The sequence below is a fragment of the Nocardia sp. JMUB6875 genome, from assembly GCF_041154655.1.
In the GTDB taxonomy this organism is placed as follows: Bacteria; Actinomycetota; Actinomycetes; order Mycobacteriales; family Mycobacteriaceae; genus Nocardia.
Window position 1 is genome coordinate 1 of sequence record NZ_BAAFGR010000200.1, and the last position, 12199, is coordinate 12199.

Below are 12199 nucleotides of genomic sequence, written 5' to 3' on the forward strand. Positions count from 1 at the left end.
GACAGACCCCGCCCCAGCCACCGGTAATCCCAGCTCGAAAACCGTTTTACTGCGTCCGGGCACCGCTGCTACCGTGATTCCAACACATCGACCCGACGACACCGGAAAGGCGGCACCCGTGACCGAGCTTCAGCTGCTCGTAACCACATTCGATCTCGCCCGCCTCCGCGGTCGTGTACGGAGCGTCATCTGACGGCGTCGGCATTCCCGACTCCCAAGGGCCGCTTCCGCGTACACCACGGACAGCGGCCCTTCCCATATCCACCCGACCCTCATTCCCTCGTAGCCCAACGGGAGAGGCAACGGTCTCAGATGCCGTCCAGTGTGAGTTCGAATCTCACCGAGGGAACCCACCGATCCAGCTCCACGCACCTCAGTGCCGAGTCGATGTCAACGGCGACATCCGCGCGGAGCCACATGCCCGTAGCTCAACAGGACAGAGCGTCTCCCTACGAAGGAGAAGGCTGGGGGTTCGATTCCTCCCGGGCATACCAACTTTCGATGCTCAGACGTCGGGGGTCAATTGCTTGCGGGCGCGTTCGACGCGGCGTTCGACGGCGTCGAGGTGTTTCTGGGCGCGCTGGAGGGTCTCGCGAGCGGAGCGCTCGGTGGCGGCGGTGAAGCGACGGCGGTGTTCGGCCTCGCTCAGCTCGGCGCGTAGGGCTTGGATGCGGCTGTCGAGGTCGGCCAGGTCGGCGGCCGCGGTATCGTGGTCGGCTCGGGCGGAAGTCACCGCGGCGCGGGCGGATTCGACTTCGGCGAGCATTTCCTCGAGTTCGCGCCGCACCTCGGCCTGCGGGTCGGCCGATTTCTCGGTGGGATCCTTGCTAGGAGCGGTTGGCGTCGACTCCCTTTTGACGGTGCGGCGGCCATCGCCGGGCACCGCGGCCAGCGCGGCGGGGCCGAATCCCTCGTAAGTGGCTGCGGCGGTGAGGGTTCCGGCGCGGAGCTCGTCGGCGACCGATTGATCGGCCAACGCCGCCTGCAGGCTCGCACCGATATCGCGCAGGACGGATTCGGTCAGGCGCTGGCCCCGCGCGGCGGCCAGCTCGCCGGTCTTGCGGGTGACGGCGTTGACCACTTTCTGCCGCTGTGTGGTGAGGGCCCGCAGCTGCTCGGCCGACAGGCGGCGCTGGGCATCGCGCAGGGCGTCGCCCACCTCCAGCAGTGCCTGGACATCATCGCTCGCCTCACGAGACAGCAGATTCAGCGCCCACGCGGCGACCGTCGGCCGCCGCAGCTTACCGATGGCGGCAGCCAGCTCCTTGTCCCCCGCATCACGGGCCTGCCGCGCACGCTCGGTGCGGGCGGCCACGAACTCGGCGGGCGGGAGCCCGTAGAGTTCCTCCACGACCTGGTCGAGGGTCATACGCCTAGCCTACGGGCACCCCCGCCGCGCGAATGCCACGACACCCTGCCTGGCCGCACGGCTACTGAAACCTGTTCCGCTGAGCGGGATCTCATCGTTCACAGCCGCGTGGGCAGGGGGACGATCCGGGTATCGCGGTGTTGCGGTGCGAACAGGAGGCTTCGATGTCCGGTCAATCGTTCAGGGGTGTGGCGCGGCACGATGAGCAGGAGTTTCGCGCGATCGAGGCGGCGCCGGCGGCGGCGCGGTTCGCGCGGGGGTGGCATTGTCTGGGGCTGTTGAAGGCGTTTCGGGATGGCGGGCCGCATGAGGTGAAGGCGTTCGGGACCACGCTGGTGGTGTTCCGGTCGGAAACCGATGGCGCACTGCATGTTCTGGACGGGTACTGCCGTCATATGGGTGGGAATCTGGCGGATGGGACGGTCAAGGGTGATTCGATCGCCTGCCCGTTCCACGACTGGCGGTGGGGCGGCAATGGGAAATGCACCGGCATCCCCTATGCCCGGCGGGTGCCGCCGCTGGCCCGGACCCGCTCGTGGCCGACGCTGGAACGCAATGGGCAGCTGTATGTCTGGCACGACCCGCAGGGCAGCACGCCGACCGATGCGGTCACCATCCCGGTCATCGAGGGCGACGGCAGCGGCGAGTGGACGGATTGGACGTGGAACTCGATGCTGATCGAGGGCTCGCACTGCCGCGAAATCGTGGACAACGTGGTCGATATGGCGCACTTCTTCTACGTGCACTACGCGTTCCCGCGCTATTTCAAGAATGTGTTCGAAGGGCATATCGCGAGCCAGTACATGCGCTCCACACCCCGCCAGGACGTCACTGTCGGCACCAACTACGACGACCCGAATTCCCTATTGCGTTCCGACGCTTCCTATTTCGGCCCGTCCTACATGATCGATCGACTGTGGAGCGAGACCCAGGGCACGACCGTCGAGACCGTCCTGATCAACTGCCACTATCCGGTCACCACGAACTCGTTCGTCCTGCAGTACGGCGCGATGGTGAAGAAGCCGCGGGGCATGTCCGATGCGGACGCCGCGGCGATGGCGGCGAGCTTCGCCCGCGGCGTCGAGGTCGGTTTCGAACAGGACGTCGCGATCTGGAAGCGCAAGACCCCCATCGACAACCCGCTGCTCTCGGAGGAGGACGGCCCCGTCTATCAGCTGCGCCGCTGGTACCAGCAGTTCTACGTCGACCTCGAGCACGTCTCCGACGAGATGACCGACCGCTTCGAATACGAGATCGACACCGAACGAGCCGTCACCAACTGGGAGGCCGAGGTCGCCGAAAACCTCGCCCGCGGAACCGTTCTCGACGCCTCCTGACCGCAGGGCCGGTACTCAGCCGAAATAGTGGCCCTTGTCGAGGTCCTCGAGCAGGCCGGGTTGAGTCGGACGCCAACCGAGCAGGTCGCCGGTGCGGGCGGCGGAGGCGGGTTGGTCGATGGCGAGGAGCGGGCCGAGGAAACCGAAGGTCTCGGACTGAGCCGACTCGACCGGGAGGTTGAGGTGGCGGCCGATGATCGTGGCGATGTCGCGAGTTGATACCCCCTCGTCGCCGACCGCGTGCAATGGCGTTCCAGCGGGGGCGTTTTCGAGGGCCAGACGGAACAGTCGCGCGGCATCCAGGACGTGCACGGCGGGCCAGCGGCTGGAGCCGTCGCCGACGAAACCGGAGACGCCTCGTTCGCGGGCGATATTGATGAGGACGGCCAGGAAGCCGTGATCGCCCTCGCCGTGCACGGTGCGCGGGAGGCCCACCACGGAGGAGCGGATGCCTCGGGAGGCGAGGCCGAGGACCGTCGTGGCATTGGCGCCGCGCGGGGTCGGGTTCTCGGGGGCGGCCAGATCTCGCTCGGTCGCCACCCGGCCCGGGACCGCGGGCGTGCCGGAGGCGATGACCAGCGGCTTCCCCGAACCCTCCAAGGCGGCTGCGAATGCGTCGATGGCCTGCGCGTCGGTCTGCACCGAGTCGGCGAACCGACTGAAGTCGTGAATGAAGGCGAGGTGGATGACCCCGTCCGCGGCCTCGGCCCCGGCCCGCAACACGTCCGGATTGTCCAGATCACCGCGCAGCACTTCGCCTCCGGCGGCCGCGATGACGGCCGCCGAGGCATCGGACCTGGCCAGTCCCAGAACCTGATGACCAGCGCCGATGAGTTCGGGAACGACAGCCGAACCGATCCAGCCGGACGCGCCCGTGACGAATACCCGCATGACAGTTCTCCTAGCAGCAGTGACGACACTTGGTGTCATCACCATACCTCCGAAGACACCGGGTGTCATCACCTAGACTGCGGGCATGGCTCGATGGGAACCGAACACGCGCGAACGCTTGGCGGATGCCGCACTGGACCTGTTCCTCGAACAGGGCTACGAATCCACCACCGTCGCCGAGATCGCCGAGCGGGCGGGCCTGACGAAGAAGACCTTCTTCCGCCACTTCGCCGACAAGCGCGAGGTGCTGTTCCTCGGTCAGGACAATCTGTCGCGACTGTTCACCGACGCGATCACCGGTGCGCCCGATTCCGCGACCTCGATCGACGCCATCACCGCGGCACTGCTGGCCGCGGCGACGGTCTTCGACGCCAACCACCGCCCCTGGGCCGCGCGCCGACACACGGTCGTCACCGCGAACAACGATCTACGCGAACGCGAACTACTCAAACTCGCCGCTCTCACCGACGCCATGGCCGACGCCCTCCGCACCCGCGGCACTCCCGACCCCGAAGCCGTCGTCGCCGCCGAACTCGCCGGCCTCACCTTCCGAATCACCTTCGCCCGCTGGGTCTCTCCCCCCAACCGGCACCCCTTCGCCGATCTCGCCCGCACCACACTCCACGAACTGCTGAGCGCAGCCGCCGACCTGTCCCCGGCGTAAAGGCGTTCATCCCCAAGGCTTTCCGGCGCAGCGAGCGTCGTAGACGGGCCGGATCATCGGCGAACGAACAATCGCGGTGCCGGTGTCAGCCTTGCGGAATCGACTGTTGGACGGCTGCGGCGAGGGCGGCGTCGCCGCGCGCCGAAGGGTGCCAGGGGAAGCCGAGGGGTTCGGTGCGGGGGTCGAAGACGCCGTCGACCCAGGCGTCGGGGGTGCAGGGGCCGTGGCCGGCGGTCACCGCTCGGCTGTCGAGATAACCCACGTTCAGGAGGGTCGCCGCGTCGCGTTGGGCGGTGTCCAGGCGGTCCAGGAATCTGGTGACCGCGCCGGCTCGGGACTGCCATATGTCGACCCCGGCGATGGTCGCGCAGGCGGAATCCTGGCCGGAGGGATGGAGTTCCGGATATCCGACGAAAAGAATCCGGGCATTCGGGGCGTAGTAGCGGATGTACTCGACCGCTTGGCGCACCCGGGCGGCGTAAGCCTGGCCGGTGATGGTGGCGGGGTCGGGGGCGCGGCCCTGCTCGACGGCTTCGGGCCCGCAGCCGTTGACCAGGTCGGTCAGGCAGGTCAGGGCGCGGGAGAGGGCGATCGGATTGTCGGCGCCCCAGGTGTCGTTCATGCCGAGCTGGATGGTCACCAGCCGGGTGCGGGGGCCGAAGGCGTTGTCGGACATGGCCCGTTTCACCTGGTGGACCAGGGTCCAGCCGGAGGTGTCGATGGTGCCGCCCTGGCACGAGGTGTCCTCGACGTCCTCCGGCGACAGGTTCATGCGCCCGGTCAGCTGGGTCGGCCAGGAGGTCGGGACGTGCTTGCAGCCGACATCCTCGCCGGCGGGCAGCAGGTCGAGGATCGACCCGTTGGCAGAGAAGGAATCACCCATGACCACCAGGGTTTTGCCCTCGGCGGTCGCCGCCACGCTGGACGGCGCCATCGCGGCGAGCACCGCCGCGGTGCCGCAGACCGTGGACGCCGCGAGCAACCGCAACCGAGCCGAACTCTTCACTGGCCGTGTACCTCTTATCGATCCGCTACGGAAGCATCCGAAACGCTTCCAATTCAAACGCCTACAGTAACCGCGCACCGGTAGCGCCGCGGATCGATCGTGAATTTACGGGACTGATCAGCGGGTTCGATGCAGTACGAGCGGGCCGCCGGGCAGCTGGAGGGTCAACTCGCCGAGGGTCGCGGTCGCCTTGAACTCGCACAGTCCCGTCGTGCCGGTGAGGGTTTGCAGGGCGGCGGCCAGGGCGGGTGGCTGACCCGGGAGCCCGTCGAGGACGGCCTGCGGGACCTCGATCGCCGCGAGATATTCGCGGGGCGTCGCGGTGAGACCGTCCGCGGCCCGCACCATGCGCAGACTGTCGATCAGGTGCAGGCGCAGATCCACGCAGGCGTCACCGGCGCAGAGCCGCAATGGCGCGGGCGAGGCGGCGTAGTCGAAATCCGTTGTGCTGACGGTCCATTGGGCCGGATCGGCATAGCCGTAATCAATGCCGGACGGCGCGGCCAGCGTCTCGTCGGAGTGATCGCCGGGCCGGTTGTCGAGCGGCTCCCCGGTCAGCGCCGCGCCGGTCGTCTCGAAGCTCCAGCCCGCATCCGGATCGACCGGCTTGTGCCAGTACCCGGTCCGCCCACCACTGCGCCCCTCCACCCGCAGCTCCCGATCCTGCGATTCCCCGCCGGTCTGATGGATGCTGACCGCCGAGGTGATCTCGCCGGGAATCTTGGGCTGCCGCACCCACTCCGGCGCGGGCAACTGGTCCGCGGCATAGGACTTCGGGCCGAAGAGATTGTCGAGCTCGGCCAGGTTCAGATTCGGGGCCGTCGGCTTGCCCTGCTGGTTCAGATACGAGTAGCGGAAAAAGACATTGTCCGCGCCGGATATGTCGAAATCCCAGAGCCGCGTGTACATATCGCCGAACCGATTGATCACCAAGGTGGTCGACCCCGCCGAGCTGAGGTTGACCGCCTCGAAACGCCCGCCCTTGGGCGTCGACATCTCGTAGGAGTAGTCGTCGGGTGCGCCCGGATCCCCGCCGGGCAGCCACGGATCCAGGATGGTGATCCGATTGCCCTGCGGGCTCAGCACATACGCGGTGGTGACGCCCGCGCCGCCGACCGGCTGACGGTTGCCGGAGGCGTCGGTCCAGAAGCCGTCCTGCGTCCAGAAGCCCGGCTGATTCGACGGAATCAGCGTCGGAATCCGATTGTCGAGCCACGACAGGCTCCACGCCCGCGATCCGGTGCGCACCCGCTGCCCGAACGGGCTCTGCCAGATGGGCGCGCCGAATCGTGAAGTCCAGGCCCAGGTTTCGGGTCCGTGCGCGGCATTGCCCATGGTGTAGAGGCGGCCGGTGGCGTCGGTGGCCATGAGCACATTGCCGTCGACCGAGAACGAGGTGAGCTTCCCCGCCAGGCAGCCGGGCAGCCAGACCTGCCGCCACGGCTCGCCGCCCGCGGTGACGTAGAGGTTGCCCGCGTCCAGCGCGTAGGACCACTGGTCGTTGAAACCCTGTCGCTCGGTGCGCAGGTCGACCCGCCGCGGCAGCCGCGCCTGGATCTCGTCGGCGGCCACGGGCAGCCGACCCAGCCCGCCGCCGGGATTGGGCGGTGCGTAGAACGACAGCGGCGGCCCGACCAGGCCCGGCAGCGCCAGCTGGGTGCAGCTGTCGAGCGGCCCGTCCGCATTCGCCGAATCCGCGTGCGCGGGTCCGGCGGCCGCACAGGCCGCGACCAGTGCCAGTCCGATCCGCAGCGTTCTTCCGACACCGTTCACGTCGGCAAAGCCCCCATTCGCTCATCGCGCAGGATCATTCGACCCAACGAACTCAGGACCGTACCCGCCGGTCTGATGCGGTGGTGGTATGCGACCGTGACGTGTCGTATGACGTCGATCGCACCGCGAAGGCCGCCGCGACGCGATGGCGACGCACGGCGGCGGTTGGCACGAGTCCGGGGCCGGGTCGGTCAGGATGGCATCGACAAGGATGTTCACCAGGACTCGAGGAGGATCTCGTGCTCGGATTGGGAATCATCGGCTGGATCGTGATCGGCGGGCTCGCGGGGTGGATCGCCAGCAAGTTCATGGGGACCGACGCGCAGCAGGGTGTGGTGCTGAACATCGTGGTCGGTGTGGTCGGCGGATTGATCGGTGGATTCCTGTTGCGGCTGTTCGGGGTCGACGTCTCCGGCGGCGGGCTGATCTTCAGCTTCCTGACCTGCCTCGGTGGCGCGGTGATCCTGCTGTTCCTGTACGGGAAGCTGACTCGCCGCTGACAGCGTTGCACTCGTTGCCACCGGGTGAGTTAACTTGGTGGTAACGAGTTTTCGCGATGAGGGGAGCATGACGATGAAAAACCTGATGCTGGGCGTGGTTTCGGCCGGATTCCTCGGCGCCTCGGTAGTTGCCGCCATTCCCGCCTCGGCCGACCCGGGGGACGCCTGCCAGCTCGGCTGGTCGAATGTGGGGCCGCGCACGTGCGCGAAGAACGATGTCAATCTCGCTCCGGTGTTCACCGTGGGCAACGGCGTCTGCCTCGGCATGCTGTCGGCGAGCGGGACCGCGTTCGACGGCCCGCTCTACCAGTACTCCGAGGCGCCCGGTGCATCGCATGCCGTGGTGCTGCGCATCACGCAGGGCTTTTCACCGGTCGGCGAATGGGGTCCGCAGCTGCTGGCCTGTGACGTGAACGCGGTCGTGGACTGGCGCAATCTCGACAGCGGCCAGAGCGGCAGCGTGACCCGGTTCATTCCGGCCGGTCAGCGATCCACCCCCGCGATCGTGCTCGCCGAGACCGGGCCCGGCCGGGTCTCGCTCACGGTGCGCACCGACAGGCCGAGCGTTCCGGCCTCGACCGAGGTGGTCGTGCCGTAGACGGTCAGGCCGTTCGCACCGGGAATCCGCGGGCGCGGGGCGATCTCCATGACCGCCTCGGCCACCGCGAGCCGCACGCCCAGCCTGGGCGGCTGCCGGAGACCCGAATCACCGTGCAGCAGTAGGCGAATCGCGGCCCACGGCAGGTTCACATCGGCGTAGGCGGTGTGGAACAGACCCGCCGAGGGCCGCGGATTCGCCTCCAGCAGAACCGGTTCACCCGCGCGGTAGCGCAGCTGTACATTGGTCAGGTAGGCCAGTTCGAAGTGGCCGACCAGCCGCCGCGCGATGGCGACCAGCTCCGGATCGTCGAGCAGCGTCCGGAAGCGGCCGTCCTTGGCGCGCGGAATGCCCAGCAGCAGTTCGCCTCCCGGCTCGGACAGGCAGTCGATGCTGATCTCCGGCTCGTCGAGGTAGGGCATGACGAGCAGCTCCGGCACCCGGCCGCCGTTCGCGGCCGCCCGCTCGAACGCCGTGGCCACCGCCTCGACCGAGACCGTCGGCTCCGCCGGGGCGAGCAGATCGGCCATGCTGAGCGGCCGATCGTCGAGCACCCGGAATCCGAAGGCCGAATACTCGCCACTCGGCTTGATACACAACCGTTCTCCGGTTCCAGACAGGTCCGCGACGGCCTTGCGCAGCCCGTCGGCGTCGGCGGCCACCCGCCACGGCGGCACCGGAATCCCTGCCGCACCGGCGATCTCGTAGGTCGCGACCTTGTCGGTCAGCGTCCGCACCGATGCCGCCGGCGAGCACATGAGCCGCGTGCCGACCGCCGCGAAATCCGCGGCCCGCCCCGCCAGCGCACCCAGCCGGCGCGGCGGGATCAGCACATCGATGCCGTGCTTACGACAGAAATCTATTGCGAACGCGGCGTATTCGGCATCGCCGACATACCGCGGCTCGACCGCGGGCACATCGCACGCCGACAATGCCGTGGCCGCCGGATCCACATTGCTGGCATAGAGGATGACCTCCACCCCGTCGGGGTTCTGCCGCAACAACCTCATCACCTGAACAGTCGCCGCACCGGCACTGCTCAGCCACACGCGAAGCGCTATCGCAACGCTCCTTCCCACTCACCGCGGCCGAGTGGCGACGACCTTCCCACCGGCCCGCGGAGCGCAAGCATAAACCGGTTCCCGGGGATGCACATGTCGACCGCGGGCCGCCGATCCGCTTGCGGCCCAGCCGTGTTCACCTGGGCATCCAGTGTTCACGCGGCGTCATCTGGCGTTCACAACGGCGCCGCGCGGCGGTGGGGTTCACGGGCACCGGCGGCGGGATTCAGAGGTACCAGGAGACGCGGCGGGCGGTGTCGTAGAACTTGCCGAAGTACTTCTCGTGCATCGCGCCGGTGGAGTCGAGCGTCTCGCGCGGCACCCCGAGCAGGCCGAGGGTGCGCCAGGCGACGTTCCGGCGAAACCAGAAGTGGCTCTTCTGAATCGAGGTGATGCCGGGTTCGATGAGCACCGCGTGCACGCGGTTGCGCACGCGCCAGGCGGAGGCGATGGGCGCGGGCAGGCGGTATATGCGGTCGGTGAGGGTGGCCATCAGTGGCGGCATTGCCATCGGACGAAACTCCTTCGGTACTGTCTGGGACAGTATGCCGCACCAGGGTTCGCCACGCCACGGTGAAAGACACTCGGCACCGCGAGAATTCGCGGTGCCGAGTGGATCGCGCGGCGCGCCCGGTCGACCACCCGGGCGCGCCGCGCGCAGGGCTCAGTGAGCCGACAGGCTGCTGAGCAGACCCGCGAGCGGGTTCGAGGCCGAGGAGCCGGTGCCGCCGCCACCGGGGATCGGGGTGCAGTCGACGACCGTGACGGTGGTGGACTTGTTGCTGATGATCTCCTGCACCGCCTTGAGGGTGTGCGAGCCGGTGGTGGTCGGGGTCCAGCTGAAGGAGGCCACACCGCCGGAGGGTTTGGCGCTGCCGACCTGAGTGTCGTTGTCGCTCAGCGTGACCTCGAACAGGAACGAGGTGGCCGTGACGTTCACCGCGACGGTGTAGGTCTGGTTGGCGCAGTACTTGTCGGCGGTGGTCACGCTGATGCCGGTGACCAGCGCGCTCGCACTGGGGGCGGTCAGCAGCGCGACGGCCGCCGCGGCGCCGATCGCGGTGGCGCCGATTCCGGCCCTCCGGGTGTTGCTCATGGGTGTGCTCCTCTCATCGCCCACGTCAACCGTGAGCGATGAGAAACGATAATGCTTCACTCATTCTCTCGGAGCGAATTCCCAGGAATCCCCGCCCTACTGCAGCTTGTACAGCCACACCCGCGGCTCGGTCAGCTCCCCCGCCGCGGTCCAGGCGTAGGTCCGCGCGATGCCCTCGCCGGTATAGGTCTTCAGATAGGCGAGCAGATCCGCCCGAGAGGTGTGCCCGGCGGCGATGCCACGCAGCACGATCGCCGTGAGGTCGTACGCCTCCGGCGAATAGACGCCCGCCGCTTGACCGTTCAACGCGGCGTAATCGGCGAGGAATTGCTCGGTCACCGGGCCGCACGGGCACGACACCAGCGCGCCGGACGCATCGGATCCGGCCGCGGTGACGAACTCGGGATCGTAACTGCCGTCACCGGATACGAAAGGCGCGGTGATCCCGGCCTTGCGCAGCCGCTGCACCAGCGGGCCCGCCTCGGTGTAGTACCCGGCGTAATAGACCGCGTCGGGAGCGGCGGCCACGATCTTGTTCACCGCGTCGGCGGGATCGCTGCCCACCGGAATCGTCACCGAGCAGGATGGCACGGCCATCGGCCCGAGCCCGCCGGTGACGCCATTGGCCAGGCCCGCGCCGTACTCGCTGTTGTCCGCCAGCACGCAGACGCGCCGATATCCGGCCGCGCCCGCGAGGTAGCGGCCTACCGCGGGACCCTGGAGCTCGTCGGTCGGCAGACCGCGGAAGAAGCCGTGGAAGCCGAGTGTCGACAGGGTCGGGTTCGAGGCCGAGGGAGTCAGGAACGGCACCCCGGCAGTGTCGAAGATCTTGCCGGTGGCCTTCAGTTCGCCGGAGAACACCGGGCCGATGACGGCCAGCACCGAGGGGTCATCGGCAATGCGGGGCGCGATCTGGGCGGCGGCCGCCGGATCGGCCGTGGTGTCGAATTCCTTCACGGCGATAGGACAATTCGGGCTCTGCTTGGTGAATTGACCGACCATCAACCGCACCCCGTCGAGCACATTGCGGCCCAGTGGCGCATTCGGCCCACTGAGCGGGCCGACCACGGCGAGGGCCTGCGCACCGCAACGCGCCGGGTCGACGGCCGCCGGATACCGGGATGCGCCCTGCGTGACCAGCTTGCCCTGCGCATCGATCCAGCCGATCGGCTCACTGCCGGTGAAAAGGGCGGCCAGCCGACTGCCCGCGTTGGATGAAGCACGCCCCCCACCGCCCGAGGAACTACTGCCCGACGAACCGGAATTCGCTGTGGCCCAGATGATTCCGAACACTACGGCGAGCACGACCACCAATCCCACCGCACCGCCCGCCAGCCAGCGGCCGAAATGGCGCCGCGATCGGTCGGGCGGAGGGATATTCGGAACAGCCTGCGGTGCAGGAGTTTCCGGCCGCCACGGCGATGCGACGAGAGTCGCGTCCGTATCCAGCGGGATCGCCTTCGTTTCGAAGGGAGTCATCTCCGAATCGAGTGCCAGCCGTGCGGCCTCGGCGAATTCGCCGCAGGAGCCGAACCTGTCGCCGGGTTGTTTGGCCAGGGCGCGGATCAGCACCTCGTTCAGGGCCGTCGGTACCCGGCGCCGGTCGCTCACCCGGGGTGGCGGGTGGTGTAGGTGGCCCGCGATCACGGCGGCCTGATTGGTGGCGGCAAAAGGGGTTGAGCCGCAGAGTAGCCAGAAGAGGGCGCAGGCGAGGGAGTACTGGTCGGTGGCGGGGGCTATCTGGGCTCCCTCCAGTTGTTCGGGGGCGGCGTAGGCGAGGGTGGCGACGAGGGAGCCGGTTTTGGTGAGGGCTCGGGAGTCGTCGTGGAGGCGGCCGATGCCGAAGTCGGTCAGCAGGATTCGTTCGCCGTAGCCGGGGGCGGGGCGGGCGATCAGGATGTTGG

At 68.3% G+C, this 12199-nt stretch carries 12 protein-coding genes and 2 tRNA genes; 6 read left to right on the forward strand and 8 right to left on the reverse strand.

The features are described from left to right. Window positions 1-276 precede the first annotated feature (276 nt). Together ACAM49_RS34230 and ACAM49_RS34235 are read left to right on the forward strand one after the other, a co-directional pair. Window positions 277-349, forward strand: a tRNA-Leu gene (locus ACAM49_RS34230). Between the two features lie 68 nt (window positions 350-417). Beyond that, window positions 418-494, forward strand: a tRNA-Arg gene (locus ACAM49_RS34235). An 11-nt stretch (window positions 495-505) separates the two neighbouring features. On the opposite strand, the gene ACAM49_RS34240 is transcribed toward ACAM49_RS34235, so the two are convergent. Continuing rightward, window positions 506-1369, reverse strand: coding sequence for a hypothetical protein (locus ACAM49_RS34240; RefSeq protein WP_369639690.1), 864 nt, complete (start codon window positions 1367-1369; stop codon window positions 506-508). A gap of 164 nt (window positions 1370-1533) precedes the next feature. Between ACAM49_RS34240 and ACAM49_RS34245 the strand changes: the two genes are divergently transcribed. Beyond that, window positions 1534-2706: a Rieske 2Fe-2S domain-containing protein gene (locus ACAM49_RS34245; protein ID WP_369639691.1), complete on the forward strand. Its 1173-nt coding sequence runs from the start codon at window positions 1534-1536 to the stop codon at window positions 2704-2706. A 15-nt stretch (window positions 2707-2721) separates the two neighbouring features. On the opposite strand, the gene ACAM49_RS34250 is transcribed toward ACAM49_RS34245, so the two are convergent. Next, complete coding sequence (locus tag ACAM49_RS34250; RefSeq protein WP_369639692.1) at window positions 2722-3597, reverse strand: SDR family oxidoreductase; 876 nt, start codon at window positions 3595-3597, stop codon at window positions 2722-2724. An 85-nt stretch (window positions 3598-3682) separates the two neighbouring features. Between ACAM49_RS34250 and ACAM49_RS34255 the strand changes: the two genes are divergently transcribed. Continuing rightward, window positions 3683-4261, forward strand: coding sequence for a TetR/AcrR family transcriptional regulator (locus ACAM49_RS34255; RefSeq protein WP_369639693.1), 579 nt, complete (start codon window positions 3683-3685; stop codon window positions 4259-4261). 85 nt (window positions 4262-4346) lie between these two features. Here the strand turns inward: ACAM49_RS34255 and ACAM49_RS34260 are convergent, their stop codons facing one another. Both ACAM49_RS34260 and ACAM49_RS34265 read right to left on the reverse strand, forming a co-directional pair. Continuing rightward, the gene (locus ACAM49_RS34260; RefSeq protein ID WP_369639694.1) at window positions 4347-5267 is read right to left on the reverse strand and encodes an SGNH/GDSL hydrolase family protein; all 921 of its coding nucleotides are present in this window, start codon (window positions 5265-5267) and stop codon (window positions 4347-4349) included. 117 nt (window positions 5268-5384) lie between these two features. Beyond that, a complete protein-coding gene (locus tag ACAM49_RS34265; protein ID WP_369639695.1) occupies window positions 5385-7040 on the reverse strand; it encodes a hypothetical protein in 1656 nt (551 codons plus the stop codon). Between the two features lie 239 nt (window positions 7041-7279). Between ACAM49_RS34265 and ACAM49_RS34270 the strand changes: the two genes are divergently transcribed. Both ACAM49_RS34270 and ACAM49_RS34275 read left to right on the forward strand, forming a co-directional pair. Further along, window positions 7280-7540 carry a GlsB/YeaQ/YmgE family stress response membrane protein gene (locus ACAM49_RS34270; RefSeq protein WP_369639696.1) on the forward strand — a complete coding sequence of 87 codons (261 nt, stop codon included), beginning with the start codon at window positions 7280-7282 and terminating at the stop codon, window positions 7538-7540. A 67-nt stretch (window positions 7541-7607) separates the two neighbouring features. Further along, on the forward strand, window positions 7608-8138 hold the full coding sequence (locus tag ACAM49_RS34275) for a hypothetical protein (protein WP_369639697.1): 531 nt from the start codon (window positions 7608-7610) through the stop codon (window positions 8136-8138). Here the strand turns inward: ACAM49_RS34275 and ACAM49_RS34280 are convergent. The 4 genes from ACAM49_RS34280 to ACAM49_RS34295 all read right to left on the reverse strand — a co-directional run. Further along, complete coding sequence (locus ACAM49_RS34280; protein WP_369639698.1) at window positions 8024-9148, reverse strand: ATP-grasp domain-containing protein; 1125 nt, start codon at window positions 9146-9148, stop codon at window positions 8024-8026. The two genes, ACAM49_RS34275 and ACAM49_RS34280, sit on opposite strands and share 115 nt — an antisense overlap. Before the next feature lie 277 nt (window positions 9149-9425). Further along, window positions 9426-9710, reverse strand: coding sequence for a hypothetical protein (locus tag ACAM49_RS34285; protein ID WP_369639699.1), 285 nt, complete (start codon window positions 9708-9710; stop codon window positions 9426-9428). 153 nt (window positions 9711-9863) lie between these two features. Beyond that, the gene (locus ACAM49_RS34290) at window positions 9864-10295 is read right to left on the reverse strand and encodes a hypothetical protein (RefSeq protein ID WP_369639700.1); all 432 of its coding nucleotides are present in this window, start codon (window positions 10293-10295) and stop codon (window positions 9864-9866) included. 96 nt (window positions 10296-10391) lie between these two features. Beyond that, on the reverse strand, window positions 10392-12199 hold a 1808-nt coding region (locus ACAM49_RS34295), incomplete at its 5' end, for an ABC transporter substrate-binding protein (protein WP_369639701.1).

What these genes read in the sequence shown, in the direction of transcription:
- ACAM49_RS34290 (WP_369639700.1), bottom strand. Translation starts at nt 10,295, where the DNA reads ATGAGCAACACCCGGAGGGCCGGAATCGGCGCCACCGCGATCGGCGCC.
- ACAM49_RS34285 (WP_369639699.1), bottom strand. Translation starts at nt 9,710, where the DNA reads ATGGCAATGCCGCCACTGATGGCCACCCTCACCGACCGCATATACCGC.
- ACAM49_RS34245 (WP_369639691.1), top strand. Translation starts at nt 1,534, where the DNA reads ATGTCCGGTCAATCGTTCAGGGGTGTGGCGCGGCACGATGAGCAGGAG.
- ACAM49_RS34250 (WP_369639692.1), bottom strand. Translation starts at nt 3,597, where the DNA reads ATGCGGGTATTCGTCACGGGCGCGTCCGGCTGGATCGGTTCGGCTGTC.
- ACAM49_RS34280 (WP_369639698.1), bottom strand. Translation starts at nt 9,148, where the DNA reads ATGAGGTTGTTGCGGCAGAACCCCGACGGGGTGGAGGTCATCCTCTAT.
- ACAM49_RS34240 (WP_369639690.1), bottom strand. Translation starts at nt 1,369, where the DNA reads ATGACCCTCGACCAGGTCGTGGAGGAACTCTACGGGCTCCCGCCCGCC.
- ACAM49_RS34275 (WP_369639697.1), top strand. Translation starts at nt 7,608, where the DNA reads ATGACGATGAAAAACCTGATGCTGGGCGTGGTTTCGGCCGGATTCCTC.
- ACAM49_RS34255 (WP_369639693.1), top strand. Translation starts at nt 3,683, where the DNA reads ATGGCTCGATGGGAACCGAACACGCGCGAACGCTTGGCGGATGCCGCA.